This window comes from Vibrio sp. AIC-3 (genome assembly GCF_013114515.1).
In the GTDB taxonomy this organism is placed as follows: domain Bacteria; phylum Pseudomonadota; class Gammaproteobacteria; order Enterobacterales; family Vibrionaceae; genus Vibrio; species Vibrio crassostreae_C.
In genome coordinates, this window is the sequence record NZ_VTXG01000025.1 from 29,892 (window position 1) to 51,976 (window position 22,085).

Sequence of the window (22,085 nt, forward strand, 5' to 3'; positions counted from 1 at the left end):
TTAAAGTGCGTAATTATAGAGACAGATCAGGCGTCGCTTCTAGAGGAATGATAGCACCTGGATGCTGAATCACAGTCCCTGCCACAATGTGACCTGCTAACGCTGCATCACGTGCATTGCCACCGCTTAAGCGCTTAGCTAGGAAGCCCGCGCTGAACGAATCGCCAGCCGCTGTTGTATCAACAATGTTGTCTACTGGATTTGGAGCAACGTACTGTGCGCTTTGGCTCTCAACTACTAGGCAGTCTTTAGCACCACGTTTAATGATGATCTCTTTCACACCAGATTCAGACGTACGTGCAATACACTGTTCAATGCTTTCGTCGCCGTACAACTCTTGCTCGTCATCGAACGTCAGTAGAGCCGTGTCTGTGTACTTAAGCATCTTCAAGTACCAAGAAATCGCTTCTTGTTGGCTTTCCCAAAGTTTTGGACGGAAGTTATTATCGAAGAATACTTGGCCGCCTTGAGCTTTAAATTTGTCTAAGAAGTTGAATAGCTGCGTGCGTCCATTCTCTGTCAAGATAGCAAGCGTAATACCACTTAGGTAAACCGCATCAAAAGAGAATAACTTATCAAGTAGAGCAGGTGTGTCTTCCTGGTCAAACATGAATTTTGCTGCAGCATCATTACGCCAGTAGTGGAAACTGCGTTCACCAGTTTCATCGGTCTCGATGTAGTAAAGCCCTGGTTGTTTGTGATCAAGCTGAGCAATTAAGCTAGTGTCGATACCTTCCGCTTGCCACTTTTCTAACATGTCGGTACTGAATGGGTCAGTGCCTAGTGCTGTTACGTAGCTCGTGTTGATATCTTGCTCTTTTGTTAAGCGAGACAAGTAAAGTGCAGTATTTAGTGTGTCGCCACCGAAACTTTGCTTAAGCCCGTCTTGTTTCTTTTGTAGCTCAACCATGCACTCGCCAATGACCGCGATGTTTAATGATTTCATATGCTTACCTTAGCAACTGAGGTTGCGCTGTTTATTATTTTAGGAAATCTTCACGCGCAGGGTTGAAGATATCAAGAAGGATGCTGTCTTGCTCTAGTGCAACTGCACCGTGCATCATGTGTTTACGAGCGAAGTAAGCATCGCCTTCTTTAAGGACTTTCTTTTCGCCTTCAATCTCAGCTTCGAAGCTGCCACGAACTACGTAACCGATTTGGTCATGGATTTCGTGAGTATGAGGGTGGCCAATCGCGCCCTTATCAAAACATAGGTGTACTGCCATTAGATCGTCAGTGTAAGCAACGATTTTACGCTTAATGCCGCCACCAAGTTCTTCCCATGGGTTTTCATCTAGGATAAAGAAAGAGTTCATTGTGTATCTCCTAATCTGTTTAAATCTTTTAAGTGTTACTTAACTTGCATCCATCATAAGGGAATGAGTTCAATTGTAATACAATATATCTAAATTTGTGTGATATCGATCAAGCGATACTTTATATAGCGTAAATAAATCAACAACTTAATAAATGGCCAATATTTACCATTAGTCAGCTACATCAATGACTTATGGCTAATTGTGTGACTCTACTCATCATTTAGCGACGAATAGGTATAATTAAAGCTCATATTGTATTACTTTATATGAAGTTTGAAAATTTAATCAAAGTTTAAGCAGATAAACTCTTTATTGAGGGTGACAAAGAATATGACGACTAAACCAGTATTGTTGACTGAAGCAGAAATCGAGCAGCTTCATCTTGAAGTGGGCCGTTCTAGCTTAATGGGCAAAACCATTGCAGCGAACGCGAAAGATCTAGAAGCATTCATGCGTTTACCTATTGATGTCCCAGGTCATGGTGAGGCTGGTGGTTACGAACATAACCGCCATAAGCAAAATTACACGTACATGAATCTAGCTGGTCGCATGTTCTTGATCACTAAAGAGCAAAAGTACGCTGACTTTGTTACAGAATTACTAGAAGAGTACGCAGACAAATACCTAACGTTTGATTACCACGTACAGAAAAACACTAACCCTACAGGTCGTTTGTTCCACCAAATCCTGAACGAACACTGCTGGTTAATGTTCTCAAGCTTAGCTTACTCTTGTGTTGCTTCAACCCTGACACAAGAACAACGCGACAATATTGAGTCTCGTATTTTCGAACCAATGCTAGAAATGTTCACAGTTAAATACGCACACGACTTCGACCGAATTCACAACCACGGTATTTGGGCTGTAGCCGCTGTCGGTATTTGTGGTCTTGCTCTTGGCAAGCGTGAGTACCTTGAAATGTCAGTGTACGGCATTGACCGTAACGACACTGGCGGCTTCCTAGCGCAAGTTTCTCAGCTGTTTGCACCGTCTGGCTACTACATGGAAGGTCCTTACTACCACCGTTACGCGATTCGCCCAACTTGTGTATTCGCGGAAGTGATCCACCGTCATATGCCTGAAGTGGATATCTACAACTACAAAGGCGGCGTGATTGGTAACACAGTACAAGCCATGCTTGCGACGGCTTACCCGAACGGTGAGTTCCCAGCTCTGAACGATGCATCTCGCACAATGGGCATTACAGACATGGGTGTTCAGGTTGCAGTGAGCGTTTACAGCAAACATTACTCGTCTGAAAACGGCGTAGACCAAAATATTCTGGGTATGGCGAAGATTCAAGACGCAGTATGGATGCATCCATGTGGTCTTGAGCTATCTAAAGCCTACGAAGCAGCTTCTGCTGAGAAAGAAATCGGCATGCCTTTCTGGCCAAGTGTTGAATTGAACGAAGGCCCTCAAGGTCACAACGGCGCGCAAGGCTTTATCCGTATGCAGGATAAGAAAGGCGACGTTTCTCAACTTGTTATGAACTACGGCCAACACGGCATGGGTCACGGTAACTTTGATACGCTGGGTATTTCTTTCTTCAACCGTGGTCAAGAAGTACTGCGTGAATACGGTTTCTGTCGTTGGGTGAACGTTGAGCCTAAATTCGGCGGCCGTTACCTAGACGAAAACAAATCTTACGCTCGTCAAACAATTGCACATAACGCAGTAACGATTGATGAAAAATGTCAGAACAACTTTGACGTTGAACGTGCAGATGCAGTACACGGCTTGCCACACTTCTTCAAAGTAGAAGACGAGCAAATCAACGGCATGAGTGCGTTTGCTAACGATCACTACCAAGGTTTTGACATGCAACGCAGCGTGTTCATGCTAAATCTTGAAGAGTTGGAATCTCCGCTACTATTGGATCTTTACCGCTTAGATTCTGAGAAAGGTGGCGAAGGCGAACACCAATACGATTACTCGCACCAATATGCCGGTCAGATTGTTCGTACTAACTTTGAATACCAAGCGAATAAAGAGTTGAACACGCTGGGTAGTGACTTCGGTTACCAACACCTATGGAACGTAGCAAGCGGTGATGTGAATGGCACGGCACTTGTGAGCTGGCTACAAAACAACACCTACTACACATGGTTAGGTGCAACGTCTAACGACAATGCTGAAGTTATCTTTACTCGCACTGGCGCGAATGACCCAAGCTTCAACCTACGCTCAGAGCCTGCTTTCATTCTACGTAGCAAGGGTGAAACAACACTGTTCGCTTCTGTTCTTGAAACGCACGGTTACTTCAACGAAGAGTTCGAGCAATCAGTCAATGCTCGCGGCGTTGTGAAAGACATCAAGGTTGTCGCGCATACAAATGTAGGTTCAGTCGTCGAAATCAGCACAGAAAAATCAAATGTGACCGTGATGATCAGCAACCAACTTGGTGCGACTGACAACACTGAACACAAGGTAGAACTGAACGGTAAAGTATACAGCTGGACAGGCTTCTACTCAGTAGAGACAACTTTACAAGAAACAAATTCAGAAGAACTTAGCACTGCAAAGCAGGGGAAATAATAATGAGCTATCAACCACTTTTACTTAACTTTGATGAAGCAGCAGAGCTTCGTAAAGAACTTGGCAAGGATAGCCTTTTAGGTAACGCACTGACTCGTGACATTAAACAAACTGACGCGTACATGGCAGAAGTTGGCATCGAAGTACCAGGTCACGGTGAAGGTGGCGGTTACGAGCACAATCGTCACAAGCAAAACTACATCCATATGGATCTAGCGGGTCGTTTGTTCCTGATCACAGAGGAAACAAAGTACCGTGATTACATCGTTGATATGCTAACTGCGTACGCGACGGTATACCCAACATTGGAAAGCAACGTAAGCCGTGACACTAACCCTCCGGGTAAGCTGTTCCACCAAACGTTGAACGAGAACATGTGGATGCTTTACGCTTCTTGTGCGTACAGCTGCATTTACCACACTATCTCTGAAGAGCAGAAGCGTCTTATCGAAGACGATCTTCTGAAGCAAATGATCGAAATGTTCGTTGTTACTTACGCACACGACTTCGATATCGTACACAACCACGGCTTATGGGCAGTGGCGGCGGTAGGTATCTGTGGTTACGCGATCAACGATCAAGAGTCTGTAGATAAAGCACTTTACGGCCTGAAATTGGACAAAGTAAGCGGCGGTTTCCTAGCGCAACTTGACCAACTGTTCTCGCCAGACGGCTACTACATGGAAGGTCCTTACTATCACCGTTTCTCTCTGCGTCCAATCTACCTGTTCGCAGAAGCGATTGAACGTCGTCAGCCAGAAATCGGTATTTACGAATTTAACGATTCAGTGATCAAGACAACGTCTTACTCAGTATTCAAAACTGCATTCCCAGACGGCACATTGCCTGCTCTGAACGATTCATCGAAGACGATTTCTATCAACGATGAAGGGGTTATCATGGCGACGTCTGTGTGTTACCACCGTTACGAGCAGACTGAAACTCTGCTTGGTATGGCTGATCACCAAAAAAATGTTTGGGTTCATGCTTCTGGTAAAACACTGTCTGATGCGGTTGATGCAGCAGACGACATCAAACCATTCAACTGGGGTAGCCTGTTTGTAACAGACGGGCCTGAAGGCGAAAAAGGCGGCGTAAGCATCCTTCGTCACCGTGATGTGCAAGACGACGACACAATGGCGTTGATCTGGTTTGGTCAGCACGGTTCAGACCACCAGTACCACTCTGCGCTAGACCACGGTCACTACGATGGCTTGCACCTAAGCGTATTCAACCGTGGCCACGAAGTGCTGCACGATTACGGCTTCGGTCGCTGGGTAAACGTTGAGCCTAAGTTTGGCGGTCGTTACATTCCAGAGAACAAGTCTTACTGTAAGCAGACGGTTGCTCACAACACAGTAACGGTTGATCAGAAAACGCAGAACAACTTCAACACAGCATTGGCTGAGTCTAAGTTTGGTCAGAAGCACTTCTTCGTAGCAGACGACCAGTCTCTACAAGGCATGAGCGGCACTATTTCTGAGTACTACACTGGCGTAGACATGCAACGCAGCGTGATTCTTGCTGAACTTCCTGAGTTCGAAAAACCGCTAGTGATTGATGTGTACCGCATCGAAGCTGACGCTGAGCACCAGTACGACCTACCAGTTCACCACTCTGGCCAGATCATCCGTACTGACTTTGATTACAACATGGAAAAAACGCTTAAGCCGCTAGGTGAAGACAACGGTTACCAACATCTATGGAACGTGGCTTCAGGCAAAGTAAACGAAGAAGGTTCTTTAGTAAGCTGGCTACATGACAGCAGCTACTACAGCCTAGTAACTAGCGCGAATGCGGGCAGCGAAGTGATTTTTGCTCGCACTGGTGCTAACGATCCAGACTTCAACCTTAAGAGTGAGCCTGCGTTCATCTTACGTCAGTCTGGTCAAAACCACGTGTTTGCTTCTGTACTAGAAACGCATGGTTACTTTAACGAGTCTATCGAAGCCTCTGTAGGCGCTCGTGGTCTAGTTAAATCAGTATCTGTTGTGGGCCATAACAGTGTCGGGACTGTTGTTCGCATTCAGACTACTTCTGGTAACACTTACCACTACGGTATCTCAAACCAAGCTGAAGACACGCAGCAAGCAACTCACACTGTTGAGTTTGCGGGTGAGACATACTCGTGGGAAGGATCATTTGCTCAACTGTAAATGATCAACACACATACCATTTAACGATGGTGTGTACTGATGTGGTGCTTTGCGGGAACGAAGCGTCACATTGAATTCAGTCGTGATTGCAAAATCGTTCGTTGATACCAACAACGACTGAATACATCGGGAATAAGTCAAACCGAGTAACTCATTGCGAGTTGCTCGGTTTTTTTATGTGTGTAAGAAACAGAATAGAACGTTTCAACAAACGAAAAGCCTACTCAGTGAGTAGGCTTTGATCTTAGCTAACCGTCTATTTGACGTTGTTTTTATTATTTAGATAAGGGCTTTTCTTGCTTTGGCTGCCACCCATTCGGAGAAGATGACCGTCACTAGAATCGCACAGAAAATCACAGTCACTTGAGGCCATGCCAGCATCGCCATCGATTCTTGCAATTTCAAGCCGATACCGCCAGCGCCGACCAAGCCTAAAACCGTAGACTCACGAATATTGATATCCCAACGGAACAAGCTCGTGCCGATGAAACTTGGCATCACTTGCGGAAGAATGCCGTAGTTCAATACCTGCAGCGGAGAAGCTCCGGTCGATTGGATTGCAGACATCTGTGTTGCATTCACTTCTTCAATCGCTTCATACATTAACTTCGCCACGAAGCCAATTGAACGTAGCGCTATCGCAATGATACCGGCCAACAAGCCTGGGCCGATGATTGCTACCAATAACAATGCCCAAATTAACGAGTTAATTGAACGACTTGCCGCGATGATGAACAGCGCGATAGGTCTGATAAACGTCATGCTTGGCGTTGTATTACGTGCAGCTAAGAACGCTACTGGAAACGCGAGTACGATCCCTAACAGTGTGCCAAGTGTCGCGATGTTAATGGTGTCCCACAACGGACTCCAAAGAGACTCTAAGTAGCTCCATCTTGGTGGCCACATACGTGAAGAGATATCAGCAAATTGGTTGGGTGAGTCAGTCACAAAGTACCAAATCGTATCTTTGTTCATGACTTGCCATGCGAATACTGTCAAAGCAACAAAGCAAAGCCAGCCCAGCCAAAGGATGAGGCTCTGTTTACTGTCGTAACGCTGCCATTGGGTACGATTGATGGCGCTTGTCGGTGTTTCATTTAGCGTGCTCATTGGTCGTTCCTTACTGCACATGCTTACGGATGATGGTTGATAGGTATTCACACAACATCACAATCACGATAATAATCAATAGAATAGCGGCTGCTGCGCTGTATTCGTAACGGTCCATTGCTGTGTTTAACGTTGCGCCGATACCACCTGCGCCAACAATGCCAATCACGGCTGACTCACGAAAGTTGATGTCGAGTCGGTACATAGAAAGTCCGATGAAGCGCGGCATCACCTGTGCTTGAATTGCGTAATTCACCTGTTGTAACCAACTCGCGCCCGTTGCACGCATTGCGGTGAGTGGTGCTGGGTCAATGGCTTCAATTTCATCGGCAAACAGTTTTGCGAGAAAGCCGATGGTGGCGAAGGTGAGCGTGACAAAACCCGCAAACGTACCAAAGCCAAATAGAGCAACACACAGAATCGCTACGATGATTTCTTGTAAGCTACGCGCAACCGAAATAAACGCACGACAGAACAAGTAAACAGGCGTAGGGGCAAGGTTTTTCGCTGCGCCTAACCCGAATGGAATTGAAAGAAGGACACCCGCCACGGTCGATGTGAGGGTCATGGTTAAACTCTCAATCAAACCTTGTGAGATGTTGTTCCAACGGGCACCAAAATCTGGGTTCATGAAAGCCAAAATGAACTGCCAGCCGCGTTCGCTGCCTTCGTAAATTCGAGTCCAGTTGACGTGTACCGATTGAGTCGCAAGGTACAAGTAAACCGCTACAATGATGATTAAGCTCCAGCGCAGCCATGGGCTAGAAATCAGTGGCGGCTTTGTCCACTGTGTCGGGTATTGTTTGGAATTCTGTTTTCCTGACTTTAAGTGTTGTTGTGCTGACTTTAAATGCTGCTGAACTTGATTTGGATATGGTTGAGTCATATTGTTGCCTCAGATAGGCGAGGGCTTGTGATGATGAGGTCATCGGCCTCTTCTTCTGCTTGTTGACTCCAGTCTTCTTCACCGTAGATTTGCGTTAAAACATCTTCAGTGAGCAGGTTTGGTTTGTCATCAAATACGACACAACCTGCATTCAAGCCGACAACACGGTCAACAAACTGCTTTGCTAATTGAACATCGTGAATATTGATGATGGCAGGGAGCTGTTGCTCTGAACAAATCTCACTGATCAGTCGCATGATTTGGCGCGCTGTACGTGGATCAAGTGCGGCCGTTGGTTCATCAATCAACAGTAATTTCGGTTTCTGAGCAAGTGCACGTGCAATACCAACACGTTGACGCTGACCACCCGACAGAGCATCGGCCCTTTTATTGGCGTGTTCTAACAATCCAACACGGTCGAGTAGCGCATAAGCGGCTTGGATATCCGATTCAGGGAAACGGCGAGTAAAGCTTTGCCAGAAATTCACGTAACCCAAACGTCCTGAAAGTACGTTTTCCATCACCGTCAAACGCTCAATCAGCGCGTACTCTTGGAAAATCATCCCGATTTCACGGCGTGATTGTCTCAGTTGTCGCTTAGACAGCGTTTCTAGATTGGTATTGGAAAAGATCACTTCGCCGCTGGTGGGTTCGGTGAGCCGATTAATACAACGGATAAGCGTTGATTTACCCGCACCAGATGGACCAATTAAACCAACCACTTCACCGGCATTGACCGACAAGCTAACGTTGGTAAGGGCTTTATCAGAACTGGAGTAGTGCTTGGTAAGCCCTTTAAGGGTAAGAGTAGACATATAATTCCTATAAGAGCGGTGTACTAAGAGTTCGCCTGAGACAGGCATGGAAAGTAAACCGGAAAGAGTGGTGAATAGCTGCAGGCGATTACACCTGCAGTTAGTTTTATCAGTGTGTGATTGGCTTTTTAGTTCGGTTGCAGTTAGCTACACGTATAAGAGACTTTGTTTGCCGTATCGATAGTGCGGATCACTTCCCAGTGCTCTTTGTAAGTAATAGGAACGAACTGCGCTTCGCCGTTACGTTTAAATTCTTCTTGAAGCTTTGTGTCTTCCCAATCGAAAGTGAAGAACGCTTTTTGAATCTTCTCTTGCAGCTCTGGCGTCAGGTTGTGCGCTGTGCCGTAAGCGGTAGTCGGGAAGGTTTGAGATTTGTAGATGCTCTTGATTTGGTCTTCTTTCACAACATCCCGTGAAAGCATGCGGTTCAATACTGAGTTAGCAACTGCTGCAGCATCGTAATCTTTGTGCGCCACACCCAAAATAGAGTTGTCGTGTGCGCCAGAGAATGCTGGTTTGAAATCTCGATCAGGTTGAAGTTGGTATTCAGCGTCCAAAATAGCAGAAGGTGCTTTGAAGCCAGAGTTAGACGTTTGTGATGTGAACGCTAGGTTCTTATCTTTTAGGTCTTCCACTTTCTCAATGCCAGAACCAGGGTAAGTGATGATTTCCATTTCGTAACCGAAAGAGCCATCTTTTGCAGCCATCATTGTGAATGGGGCAAAGCCTGCACAGTTAACCGCTAGTGGTGTAGAACCTGTGTTGAAACCTGCGATATGTAGGCGACCTGAACGCATTGCTTCAATTTGAGCTGCGTTATTTTGAACAGGGAAGAAACGAACCGTCTTTTCCGTTGTTTTTTCAAGGTGGCTCAAAAACTCGCTCCACACATCAGCGTATACTGCAGGATCTTCAACTGGCGTGTAAGCAAAAATTAGCGTGTTTGGATCCACCCATTGTGATTCATCTTGAGGTACATCGGCGACCAAGTTACCAGAGCGGTCTTCGTATCGTGTATCCATTGCTAATGCAGAACCAGAAAAAATCAGCGCAGCAGTAATAGCGCTCTTAAGCGTGAGATTTGTTTTTGTCGGTTTCATTATTTCAGTCCAATTGAGTGATTTTTTGGGAAGGGAGTATAGAAATCGAGGATGACAGAACCGATGCGTTTTGATGACGGATTTATGAATGGTGTAACATAATGTTTCTAGCTGTGTGGAGTTAGATGCTTTATAAGTGTTTGATTCATTGAGTAAATTAATAGAACGCGACTCGTTGCTAATTTACTCAATTGGCGCTAGGTTGAAATCCTGTTATAGTGATCCTTAAATAATACATAAACATAACATATAAAATAAGTGAACTTATGGTTAGCACTTTTAATTCAATCTCGGGCTCGAAGCGCAGCCTGCACGTGCAAGTAGCGCGTGAAATCGCTCGTGGAATCTTGTCTGGTGAACTGCCACAAGGTTCTATTATTCCTGGTGAAATGGCGCTGTGTGAACAGTTTGGTATCAGCCGTACGGCACTTCGTGAAGCAGTTAAACTACTGACTTCTAAAGGCCTGTTAGAGTCCCGCCCGAAAATCGGTACTCGTGTAGTGGATCGCGCATACTGGAACTTTCTTGATCCTCAACTGATTGAATGGATGGATGGTCTAACCGACATAGACCAATTCTGTTCTCAGTTTCTAGGCCTTCGCCGTGCGATTGAACCTGAAGCGTGTGCATTAGCTGCAAAATTTGCGACTGCTGAGCAACGTATCGAGCTTTCAGAGATCTTCCAGAAGATGGTTGAAGTGGATGACGCAGAAGTATTTGACCAAGAAAGTTGGACAAACATCGACATTCGTTTCCACAGCTTGATCTTCAATGCAACAGGTAACGATTTCTACCTGCCATTCGGCAATATTCTGACGACCATGTTCGTTAACTTCATCGTGCACTCTTCTGAAGAGGGCAGCACATGTATCAATGAACACCGTAGAATCTATGAAGCGATTATGGCTGGCGACAGTGAAAAAGCTCGTACAATGTCAGCGGCTCACTTGCAAGATGCTAACCACCGTTTAGCCACTGCAAGCTAAACACGGTTTTCAATTTCATTTGAACCAGTCAAAAAGGTATGCCAAGTGCATGCCTTTTTTGTTTTTAGAAAGCGTGTTGCACCATGTGTGGCACTGTTTTGGTTCACCCCCGCTTAACTCCTTCTTAAGCCAGTTCCTTCTTGTATACGCCTAGCGGTCGTTCTCTTTACCATCATAATAAAAATAATATTACGCTCGATATTCGTTTTAGACACTCTCGACCCCCAAATAATTATGCGTCATCCATGATTTTTCATTTTTGTATATTTTGAATCTACCATCGTTTGAACTGGGTATGCCTCTTCTATATTGATTAATTTAAGTAGAATTCTAATGAAATTATCCACTCTCAATAGATAAAAAACGCTGGTTTATTGTGTGATAAATGAGGGTGATTTAGCTCTGATTTGGCTTTTATTATTTTTGAGGATTTTATATTTATATGTGTTTGGTTGTATTTGTTAATAAGTGTGCAAAGTCTCACTTTCTCATAAGTCTTTGATTTTAATGGGCGTGATGTTCTTTGGCCTTGTTTTTTGAGTTTTTACCTCAAACACCAGTAATTGCCTTGATGGATTGGCCATATTCCATCCTATGTCATATATATAATTAACTTAATCAATCAAAATAAGATCGCCATCACTTATTTGGATTATTGTACTACAAATAAAGTTTGAGATTTCCTATAGTCATCGTAACAAAATACAACGGACAAAGGATACACGATGGAACTCAACACGATTATTGTCGGCATTTATTTCCTATTCTTGATTGCGATAGGTTGGATGTTTAGAACATTTACAAGTACCACCAGTGACTACTTCCGCGGGGGCGGTAACATGTTGTGGTGGATGGTTGGTGCAACCGCCTTTATGACCCAGTTTAGTGCATGGACATTCACCGGTGCGGCAGGTAAAGCGTATAACGATGGTTTTGCAGTAGCGGTCATCTTCGTAGCCAACGCATTTGGTTACTTCATGAACTTCGCATATTTTGCTCCAAAGTTCCGTCAACTACGTGTAGTAACGGTAATCGAAGCAATTCGTATGCGTTTCGGTGCGACTAACGAACAAGTGTTCACTTGGTCTTCAATGCCAAACAGTGTTGTTTCTGCCGGTGTATGGTTAAACGCACTAGCAATCATCGCTTCTGGTATCTTCGGTTTCGACATGACAGCAACTATCTGGATTACCGGTTTGGTTGTATTGGCAATGTCTGTAACGGGTGGTTCATGGGCGGTAATTGCATCTGACTTTATGCAGATGGTTATCATCATGGCAGTAACCGTGACATGTGCTGTTGTTGCTGTTGTTCAAGGTGGCGGTGTTGGTGAAATCGTGAATAACTTCCCTGTAGCGGAAGGCGGTTCTTTCCTTTCTGGTAACAACATTAACTACTTAAGCATCTTCAGCATTTGGGCATTCTTCATCTTCGTGAAGCAGTTCTCTATTACTAACAACATGCTTAACTCTTACCGTTACCTAGCGGCTAAAGACTCAAAGAACGCGAAGAAAGCAGCGCTACTAGCGTGTGTGCTAATGCTTTGTGGTGTATTTATCTGGTTCATGCCTTCTTGGTACATTGCAGGTCAAGGTGTCGACCTAGCAGCAGCTTACCCAGAAGCAGGTAAGAAAGCGGGTGACTTTGCCTACCTATACTTCGTACAAGAGTACATGCCAGCAGGTATGGTTGGCCTTCTAGTTGCGGCGATGTTTGCAGCGACAATGTCTTCAATGGATTCTGGTCTAAACCGTAACTCGGGTATCTTTGTTAAGAACTTCTATGAACCAATCGTTCGTAAAGGTACGGCTAGCGAAAAAGAACTAGTAACGGTTTCTAAGATTACTTCTGCCGTGTTTGGTATTGCTATCATCCTTATTGCACAGTTCATCAACTCGCTTAAAGGTTTGAGCCTGTTCGATACCATGATGTATGTAGGCGCACTGATCGGCTTCCCAATGACAATTCCTGCATTCCTTGGCTTCTTTATTAAGAAGACTCCGGACTGGGCTGGTTGGGGTACGCTAGTGGTTGGTGGTTTTGTTTCTTACTACGTGGGTTTCGTTGTTAACGCTGAAATAGTGTCTTCAATCTTCGGTCTAGAAGAGCTAACAAGCCGTGAATGGTCTGATGTTAAGGTAGCTATTGGTCTGATTGCTCACATTACACTAACAGGTGGTTTCTTCATCCTATCAACTCTGTTCTACAAGCCATTAACTGAGAAGCGTCAAGCAGACGTTGATAAGTTCTTCGGCAACCTGTCTACTCCATTAGTTGCGGAGTCAGCAGAACAGAAAGTACTGGATAACAAACAGCGTGAAATGCTTGGTAAACTGATTGCGGTAGCGGGTGTCGGTATCATGCTAATGGCTCTACTTACTAACCCAATGTGGGGACGTCTAGTCTTCATTCTTTGTGGTGTGATTGTTGGTGGTGTTGGTGTGCTATTGGTTAAAGCGGTCGATGACGGCGGCAAGCAAGCGAAAGCAGTAACCGAAAGCTAATACATAGAAAACGTTTATAATAGAATGCGACGACTCGAAAGGGCGTCGCATTTTTTGTTCTGCGACACGGAAAAACTGTCAGGTGGAAGATATCTGACCTAAATCACGAAAACTGTACAAAATGGTTCAATCGAATCGAAATATATTCAATTGTCCTACAATAAGACGTATATTATTGCTAATTCCTTTCAATCAACTTGAAAAATAAGTGAGTTAGAATGAGCGACCAAAAATCTCTTGATGCAATCAGGAAGATGAAGCTGGAGAATGATACTTCAGCAGGTAATCTTGTAGACCTACTCCCTATCGAAGTACAGAAACGTGACTTCGACCTATCATTCCTAGACAACTTGAGCGAAGCACGTCCACGTCTTCTTGTTCAAGCAGATCAGTTAGAAGAATTCAAAGCGAAAGTGAAAGCTGATGAAGCTCACTGCATGTTTGATGATTTCTACAATAACTCGACAGTTAAGTTCCTTGAGACTGCTCCTTTCGAAGAGCCTCAAGCGTACCCAGCTGACACGGTAGGCAAAGCTTCTCTATGGCGTCCTTACTGGCGTCAAATGTACGTTGATTGCCAAATGGCACTAAACGCGACACGTAACCTAGCAATTGCTGGTGTTGTGAAAGAAGACGAAGCGCTAATTGCTAAAGCAAAAGCTTGGACTCTAAAACTGTCTACGTACGATCCAGAAGGCGTGACTTCTCGTGGCTATAACGATGAAGCGGCTTTCCGTGTTATCGCGGCTATGGCTTGGGGTTACGACTGGCTACACGGCTACTTCACAGATGAAGAACGTCAGCAAGTTCAAGATGCTTTGATTGAGCGTCTAGACGAAATCATGCACCACCTGAAAGTGACGGTTGATCTATTGAACAACCCACTGAACAGCCACGGTGTTCGTTCTATCTCTTCTGCTATCATCCCAACGTGTATCGCGCTTTACCACGATCACCCGAAAGCAGGCGAGTACATTGCATACGCACTAGAATACTACGCAGTACACTACCCACCATGGGGCGGTGTAGACGGCGGTTGGGCTGAAGGTCCTGACTACTGGAACACGCAAACTGCATTCCTAGGCGAAGCATTTGACCTATTGAAAGCATACTGTGGCGTAGACATGTTCAACAAAACATTCTACGAAAACACAGGTGATTTCCCGCTTTACTGCATGCCTGTTCACTCTAAGCGCGCGAGCTTCTGTGACCAGTCTTCAATCGGTGATTTCCCAGGTCTAAAACTGGCTTACAACATCAAGCATTACGCAGGTGTTAACCAGAAGCCTGAGTATGTTTGGTACTACAACCAACTGAAAGGCCGTGATACTGAAGCACACACTAAATTCTACAACTTCGGTTGGTGGGACTTCGGTTACGATGATCTTCGCTTTAACTTCCTTTGGGATGCACCTGAAGAGAAAGCACCATCGAATGACCCACTGTTGAAAGTATTCCCAATCACGGGTTGGGCTGCATTCCACAACAAGATGACTGAGCGTGATAACCATATTCACATGGTATTCAAATGTTCTCCGTTTGGCTCAATCAGCCACTCTCACGGTGACCAAAACGCATTCACGTTGCATGCATTCGGTGAAACGCTAGCGTCAATCACTGGCTACTACGGTGGTTTCGGTGTTGATATGCACACGAAATGGCGTCGTCAAACGTTCTCTAAGAACCTTCCACTATTTGGCGGTAAAGGTCAGTATGGCGAGAACAAGAATACAGGCTACGAAAACCATCAAGATCGCTTCTGTATCGAAGCGGGCGGCAACATCTCTGATTTCGACACTGAATCTGATGTGAAGATGGTTGAAGGTGATGCGACAGCGTCTTACAAGTATTTCGTTCCTGAAATTGAATCTTACAAGCGTAAGGTCTGGTTTGTTCAAGGTAAAGTCTTCGTAATGCAAGACAAGGCAACGCTTTCTGAAGAGAAAGACATGACTTGGCTAATGCACACAACTTTCGCAAACGAAGTGGCAGACAAGTCTTTCACTATCCGTGGCGAAGTTGCACACCTAGACGTAAACTTCATCAACGAATCAGCTGACAACATCACTTCAGTTAAGAATGTTGAAGGTTTTGGCGAAGTTGACCCATACGAGTTCAAAGATCTTGAAATCCACCGTCACGTTGAAGTGGAATTCAAGCCATCGAAAGAGCACAACATCCTGACGCTTCTTGTTCCTAATAAGAACGAAGGCGAGCAAGTTGAAGTGTCTCACAAGCTTGAAGGCAACACGCTAATGCTAAATGTTGACGGTGAAACAGTTTCAATCGAACTGTAATTCGCTGAAGTAACAGAAGCTAGATACTAAAAACTCCGAGTGAAAGCTCGGAGTTTTTTTGTTTGCACAGAACAGGCAGTAGCCTACGAGGTGGGAAGAGGTTGCGTTGGTTAGTTAGAGGCTAAGTAGCAAGAGTGCCAGGCTTAGTAAGTGGCGACAAAACTTGGTTTAAAACCCGTGTTCAGTAAACCTTACTAAGGCTAGGGCAGTGACTGTCTTCCAATAATTTGTCAACTACTGACAGTGGGCAGCCTTAATCTTGTCTGAAAAAAGGGACGGCAGGTTAATAATCGTTATTGGAGTGGCTTATTCTCATTAATCGTATGACATTTAGAGTGCATTATTTCATCAATAGGTTATTTTTTGATTGGGATATCGCTCTTGTAAGTACAAAGCGTGACCATATTTTCTCGTAAAGTGAATCCCCGTCACAACTTGCGTCTAAGCATTGAAGGATTACCCTAAAACTATTGCGTAACGGAAAAGACGTCGTTATTATAATGACCATATAATCATACAATACTATATTTGGAGTTTGAACATGACTAAACCTGTAATCGGTTTCATTGGCCTAGGTCTTATGGGCGGCAACATGGTTGAAAACCTACAAAAGCGCGGCTACCACGTAAACGTAATGGATCTAAGCGCTGAAGCTGTTGCTCGCGTTACAGATCGCGGCAACGCAACTGCATTCACTTCTGCTAAAGAACTAGCGGCTGCAAGTGATATCGTTCAGTTTTGTCTTACAACTTCTGCTGTTGTTGAAAAAATCGTTTACGGCGAAGACGGCGTTCTAGCTGGCATCAAAGAAGGCGCAGTATTAGTAGACTTCGGTACTTCTATCCCTGCTTCTACTAAGAAAATCGGCGCAGCTCTAGCTGAAAAAGGCGCGGGCATGATCGACGCACCTCTAGGCCGTACTCCTGCACACGCTAAAGATGGTCTTCTGAACATCATGGCTGCTGGCGACATGGAAACTTTCAACAAAGTTAAACCTGTTCTTGAAGAGCAAGGCGAAAACGTATTCCACCTAGGTGCTCTAGGTTCTGGTCACGTTACTAAGCTTGTAAACAACTTCATGGGTATGACGACTGTTGCGACTATGTCTCAAGCTTTCGCTGTTGCTCAACGCGCTGGTGTTGATGGCCAACAACTGTTTGACATCATGTCTGCAGGTCCATCTAACTCACCATTCATGCAATTCTGTAAGTTCTACGCAGTAGACGGCGAAGAGAAGCTAGGTTTCTCTGTTGCTAACGCTAACAAAGATCTTGGTTACTTCCTTGCTCTTTGTGAAGAGCTAGGTACTGAGTCTCTAATTGCTCAAGGTACTGCAACTAGCCTACAAGCTGCTGTTGACGCAGGAATGGGTAACAACGACGTACCAGTAATCTTCGACTACTTCGCTAAACTAGAGAAGTAATCGACGTACGACCTCGCTAGGGTATTGCCTGTCTTTTTAGGCGGCGATACCTCAGCGAGGTTCGTTTTTATCTGCCATACCCAACCCTTTGTTCCCTCGTTAAACTCTTCTACTTCCTCAGCTACACCTACTCAAAACTCTGTTCAACTTTGTTACTGCCTCAATTCCTATTTTTGTTTCTATATCTATTTGTAAATTCAAAGCCTTCTAGCACCAACTCACTCACTTTTCCTCGCAAGCTTAAACCAGTGCACTTAACTGATTGTTGGCGATGGCTTAACACCGCTCGTATATCGGGTCTGAAAAGAAAGTAAAAAAAACCCACACAGCTGGTGACTGTATGGGCATGTTCGGACGAGCCGTCTGGAAAAACAAATGATCAATAGAAAGTGAAAAAACGAATAACGAGATCCCCCGACAGTTTCTACGTTAAACGAGTTCAATGACCTTAAAGCGGCTGCTTCAATTATCACTTTGAACTGAACAAAAGCATCCAGAAAGAACTTAAGTTATGATTCAAATACACCATAACTTAAGGCTTATTGTATTACAAATAAATTTTAAGATTGAATGCCTTGAGTGAATGGTTGGTTAGTGAAAATGTGACCTAAGGCTCACTTTCCTAGTCAGGTGACCGAAAGTGATATGAATAATTTGAGTGGAGGCATTATCGGCGAAGTTGTGAGGTAATCATCTGAAAGTTGATCATTTTTAATTGGTTAATTATTCCTTTCTAATCATGTTAAAAGTTCAAACTCATAAATGATACCTATGTCACAGGGTGATTTTAACCAGTTTTGATATGTCAAGATTGCTCACAGAAAGTGCAGTAAATTAAACATACAATATTAGTTAAATTGATGGTTGTGACGATGGAACGGCATGAACAAGTTTTGCTTCCCGTATCTTCGAATATCTAAAAAATGACCATTTCATTCGGATAAAAATAATAGACATAGGTTGATATGGATTATGAGTTTTATGAATTCAAAATTGTCTCTAGGGTTTAAAGGAAAATTGATTTTAATGGTGGCGATCGTCAGTTCCAGTGCCTTGGCATTTACGAACTGGTTCACGCTTAACTTGGCGACTGATCAAGTAAACCAAACGATTTATAACGAGATTGATCACTCGTTAACGATAGAAATTAATCAGATTGAAAGCACCGTCCAGCGCACCATCGATACGGTCAATTCCGTTGCACAAGAGTTCATGAAATCCCCATACCAAGTACCAAACGAAGCGCTGATGCATTTTGCCGCTAAGCTCGGTGGTATTGACAAGATTGTAGTGGGTTTTGATGATGGTCGTTCTTACACTTCTCGTCCTTCAGAGTCTTTCCCAAACGGTGTTGGAATCAAAGAAAAATACAACCCAACGACTCGTCCTTGGTATCAACAAGCGAAATTGAAATCAGGTTTATCTTTTAGTGATCTGTTTTTCACCAAGAGTACTCAAGTACCTATGATTGGTGTGACTTACACCTATCAAGATCGCGTCATCATGGCAGACATTCGATTTGATGATTTGGAAACTCAGCTCAAACAGCTAGATAGCATCTACGAAGCCAAAGGTATCATCGTGGATGAGAGAGGGATGGTAATTGCATCCACAATAGAAAACGTACTTCCGCAAAGCAATATATCTTCTGCAGATACTCAGATGAGACTCAATAGTGCCATTGAACAGCCTGACCAATTCATTGAGGGTGTGATTGATGGCAACCAGAGAATTTTGATGGCCAAGAAAGTGGATATTGGCAGCCAGAAAGAATGGTACATGATATCTAGTATCGATCCTGAACTCGCGCTCAATCAGTTGAATGGCGTGATGTCGAGTGCGCGTATCCTTATCGTGGCATGTGTGCTTGGCTCGGTGATATTGATGATTTTACTGCTGAATCGCTTCTACCGCCCAATCGTGTCACTGAGAAAAATCGTCCACGATCTATCTCAAGGTAACGGAGACCTGACTCAAAGGCTTGTTGAGAAGGGGAATGATGACTTAGGGCATATCGCCAAAGACATCAACTTGTTCATCATTGGTCTGCAAGAGATGGTTAAGGACGTCAAATTTAAGAACTCGGATCTCGATACTAAGGTACTGAGTATTCGTGAAGGTTGTAAAGAAACCAGCGATGTACTGAAAGTTCACACTGATGAAACGGTTCAAGTGGTCTCTGCAATTAACGGCTTATCTGAAGCATCAAACGAAGTCGAGAAGAGTTCTCAGTCGGCGGCAGAAGCAGCAAGAGAGGCCGCTGTGTTCAGTGATGAGACGAAACAAATTAACACCGTGACGGAAACCTATATCAGTGATCTTGAGAAGCAAGTCTGCACCACCTCTGATGATATTCGCTCAATGGCGAATGAAACGCAGAGCATCCAGTCTATCGTGTCTGTGATTGGAGGAATTGCGGAACAAACTAATTTGCTGGCATTGAATGCGTCAATTGAAGCGGCGAGAGCGGGTGAGCATGGCCGAGGTTTCGCGGTGGTTGCTGATGAAGTCCGTGCGTTAGCCAACCGAACTCAAATCAGTACTTCTGAAATTGATGAAGCGCTGTCTGGCTTGCAGTCTAAATCAGATGGTTTGGTTAAATCGATTGAGTTGACCAAAAGTAACTGTGAAATGACGCGTGCCCAAGTGGTTCAAGCGGTAAATATGTTGGCCAAGCTAACGGAACAGATGGAAACGGTAAGTCGTTTTAATAACGATATTTCGGGTTCGTCTGTTGAGCAGAACGCCCTTATTCAGAGCATTGCTAAGAACATGCATAAGATTGAAAGCTTTGTTGAGGAGCTTAATAAGCTAAGCCAAGATCAGTTGATTGAATCAGCAGAAATCAAAACACTTAACGGCAGCGTTAGTGACTTGATGAGCAGCTTTAAGGTTTAACTTTTCTAATATTTATATTTAAAAATCAACATACTAAGTTTAGTTGTTGATCTGAGAGCCACTCAATAGCTTGCGAGTTTAGAGTGGCCTTTCTGCGTTTTTCTTGAGTCTAACTCTACGCAATACTCATTCATCCCACTTCATTTGCCGCATCTCACATTCTGATAAATATATAATTGACATAAAATAGTACAAATATACATTGTCACTCTATTCTTATGGATAAGTGAGATAAATGTGAATAAGCCAATCTTCGTCGTAGTACTCGCTTCGCTTACGTATGGCTGCGGTGGAAGCAGCTCCAGTGACAGCAGTGATCCTTCCGATACCAATAACCCAGGAATGCCCGCTGGTGTTGTTGCTCCCTATGATATTACCAAGTATCAAAACATCCTTTCCAGCTCAGATCTTCAGGTCTCTGATCCTAATGGAGAGGAGGGCAATAAAACCTCTGAAGTCAAAGATGGTAACTTCGATGGTTATGTCAGTGATTATTTTTATGCTGATGAAGAGACGGAAAATCTTATCTTCAAAATGACGAACTACAAGATGCGTTCTGAGGTTCGTGAGGGAGAAAACTTCGATATCAATGAAACGGGTGTAAGACGAAGCTTGTATGCGGAAATAAGCTTACCTGATATCGAGTATGCAATGGCGAGTTCACCTGCCGACCATGATGAAGTGACGTTGCTGCAGATACACAATAAGGGGACTGATGAGAGTGGTACGGGTTATATCCCTCATCCGCTATTGCGTGTGGTTTGGGAGCAAGAACGAGATGGCCTCACAGGTCACTACTGGGCAGTCATGAAAAACAATGCCATTGATTGTAGCAGCGCTGCTGACTCTTCGGATTGTTATGCCACGTCATACAATCGCTACGATTTAGGTGAGGCGGAATTGGACAGTTTTACCAAATTTGATCTTTCTGTTTATGAGAACACACTGTCGCTCAAAGTGAATGATGAAGTAAAAGTGAATCAAGACATCGCTTACTGGCAGCATTTATTGAGCTACTTCAAAGCGGGTATCTATAACCAATTTGAGAATGGTGAAGCGATTGCTTACTATCAGGCGTTGAGATACACCACGACTCAAATCGATGGATCAAACGATTGGGACATTAATGATTGGAAGCTGACTATTCCACCGAGTAAGAATGATTGGTATGGAAGCGGTGGTGACAGTGCTGCTGAGTTAGAACCAGAACGTTGTGAATCGAGTAAAGATCTTCTTTCAAATGACAGCGATGTGTACGACAGTGATATTGATCTTTCTTACTTCAATACTGATGAAGGAAGAATGCACTTTAGAGCGGATATGGGATACGGCACCTCTACCCAAAACTCTAGCTATATTCGCTCTGAGCTCAGGGAGTTGTATCAAAGCAGTGTTCAACCGGATTGTAGCACCAGCGATGAAGATACAAGTTGGTATTTGGACGACACTAGAACGAACGCTACCAGTCACGAGTTAACCGCAAGCTTGCGAATTGAAGATTACCCGAACATCAACAATCAAGATCCAAAAGTGGTACTTGGACAAATCCATGGTTGGAAGATCAATCAAGCACTGGTGAAACTGTTATGGGAAGGCGAGAGTAAGCCAGTAAGAGTGATACTGAACTCTGATTTTGAGCGCAACAACCAAGACTGTAATCATTGTGACCCGTTCAGTGTCGAGTTAGGGACTTATTCGGCAAGTGAAGAGTGGCGATATACGATTCGTGCCAATCAAGACGGTATCTACTTGGCGACTCATGATTTAGATGGAACCAACACCGTTTCTCATTTAATCCCTTGGGGACAAGATTACACAGATAAAGATGGGGACACGGTTTCGTTAACATCAGATTGGACATCGACAGACATCGCTTTCTATTTCAAAGCGGGCATCTACCCACAATTTAAGCCTGATAGCGACTATGCGGGTGAAGTGTTTGATGTGAGCTTTAGTTCTCTTAGAGCTGAACACTATTTGAATTAGCTAACGTTTGAGTAACAACAATGACTGCTTTAAAGACCATATTGATTCCTAACAATGTGGTCTTTTT

At 44.1% G+C, this 22,085-nt stretch carries 14 protein-coding genes; 8 read left to right on the forward strand and 6 right to left on the reverse strand.

Annotated features, from left to right (window positions below):
* Positions 1 to 13 precede the first annotated feature (13 nt).
* Positions 14 to 946 (reverse strand): sugar kinase, encoded by a 933-nt coding sequence (locus F0229_RS16310; RefSeq protein ID WP_017061485.1) that lies wholly within the window; start codon positions 944 to 946, stop codon positions 14 to 16.
* A 34-nt stretch (positions 947 to 980) separates the two neighbouring features.
* A complete protein-coding gene (locus F0229_RS16315) occupies positions 981 to 1,316 on the reverse strand; it encodes a cupin domain-containing protein (RefSeq protein WP_009846518.1) in 336 nt (111 codons plus the stop codon).
* Positions 1,317 to 1,649: 333 nt separating this feature from the next.
* Here F0229_RS16315 and F0229_RS16320 point away from each other — a divergent pair, with 333 nt between their 5' ends.
* Together F0229_RS16320 and F0229_RS16325 are read left to right on the forward strand one after the other, a co-directional pair.
* Positions 1,650 to 3,857: a heparinase II/III family protein gene (locus F0229_RS16320; protein ID WP_171733250.1), complete on the forward strand. Its 2,208-nt coding sequence runs from the start codon at positions 1,650 to 1,652 to the stop codon at positions 3,855 to 3,857.
* Positions 3,858 to 3,859: 2 nt separating this feature from the next.
* Entirely contained in the window at positions 3,860 to 6,013 is a 2,154-nt protein-coding gene (locus F0229_RS16325) for a heparinase II/III family protein (protein ID WP_065583811.1), read from the forward strand.
* Positions 6,014 to 6,292: 279 nt separating this feature from the next.
* Here the strand turns inward: F0229_RS16325 and phnE (F0229_RS16330) are convergent, their stop codons facing one another.
* From phnE (F0229_RS16330) to phnD, 4 genes are all read right to left on the reverse strand, one after another.
* Positions 6,293 to 7,123, reverse strand: a complete 831-nt coding sequence (phnE, locus tag F0229_RS16330; protein ID WP_137001662.1) for a phosphonate ABC transporter, permease protein PhnE — start codon at positions 7,121 to 7,123, stop codon at positions 6,293 to 6,295.
* Between the two features lie 10 nt (positions 7,124 to 7,133).
* Positions 7,134 to 8,009, reverse strand: a complete 876-nt coding sequence (gene phnE / locus F0229_RS16335) for a phosphonate ABC transporter, permease protein PhnE (RefSeq protein WP_253821002.1) — start codon at positions 8,007 to 8,009, stop codon at positions 7,134 to 7,136.
* The gene (gene phnC / locus F0229_RS16340) at positions 8,006 to 8,824 is read right to left on the reverse strand and encodes a phosphonate ABC transporter ATP-binding protein (RefSeq protein WP_017069947.1); all 819 of its coding nucleotides are present in this window, start codon (positions 8,822 to 8,824) and stop codon (positions 8,006 to 8,008) included. The genes phnE (F0229_RS16335) and phnC overlap by 4 nt, the downstream gene beginning before the upstream one ends.
* 143 nt (positions 8,825 to 8,967) lie before the next feature.
* Positions 8,968 to 9,924: a phosphate/phosphite/phosphonate ABC transporter substrate-binding protein gene (phnD, locus tag F0229_RS16345; protein ID WP_171733251.1), complete on the reverse strand. Its 957-nt coding sequence runs from the start codon at positions 9,922 to 9,924 to the stop codon at positions 8,968 to 8,970.
* Positions 9,925 to 10,190: 266 nt separating this feature from the next.
* On the opposite strand from phnD, the gene F0229_RS16350 reads away from it, so the two are divergent.
* From F0229_RS16350 to F0229_RS16375, 6 genes are all read left to right on the forward strand, one after another.
* Entirely contained in the window at positions 10,191 to 10,910 is a 720-nt protein-coding gene (locus tag F0229_RS16350; RefSeq protein WP_171733252.1) for a FadR/GntR family transcriptional regulator, read from the forward strand.
* A gap of 725 nt (positions 10,911 to 11,635) precedes the next feature.
* Complete coding sequence (locus F0229_RS16355; protein ID WP_171733253.1) at positions 11,636 to 13,414, forward strand: transporter; 1,779 nt, start codon at positions 11,636 to 11,638, stop codon at positions 13,412 to 13,414.
* A gap of 218 nt (positions 13,415 to 13,632) precedes the next feature.
* Entirely contained in the window at positions 13,633 to 15,711 is a 2,079-nt protein-coding gene (locus F0229_RS16360; RefSeq protein WP_171733254.1) for a DUF4962 domain-containing protein, read from the forward strand.
* Between the two features lie 541 nt (positions 15,712 to 16,252).
* On the forward strand, positions 16,253 to 17,134 hold the full coding sequence (locus F0229_RS16365) for an NAD(P)-dependent oxidoreductase (protein ID WP_004733521.1): 882 nt from the start codon (positions 16,253 to 16,255) through the stop codon (positions 17,132 to 17,134).
* 1,026 nt (positions 17,135 to 18,160) lie between these two features.
* Positions 18,161 to 20,032 (forward strand): methyl-accepting chemotaxis protein, encoded by a 1,872-nt coding sequence (locus tag F0229_RS16370; protein ID WP_171733265.1) that lies wholly within the window; start codon positions 18,161 to 18,163, stop codon positions 20,030 to 20,032.
* A 237-nt stretch (positions 20,033 to 20,269) separates the two neighbouring features.
* Positions 20,270 to 22,018 (forward strand): polysaccharide lyase family 7 protein, encoded by a 1,749-nt coding sequence (locus F0229_RS16375; RefSeq protein ID WP_171733255.1) that lies wholly within the window; start codon positions 20,270 to 20,272, stop codon positions 22,016 to 22,018.
* Positions 22,019 to 22,085: the final 67 nt, after the last annotated feature.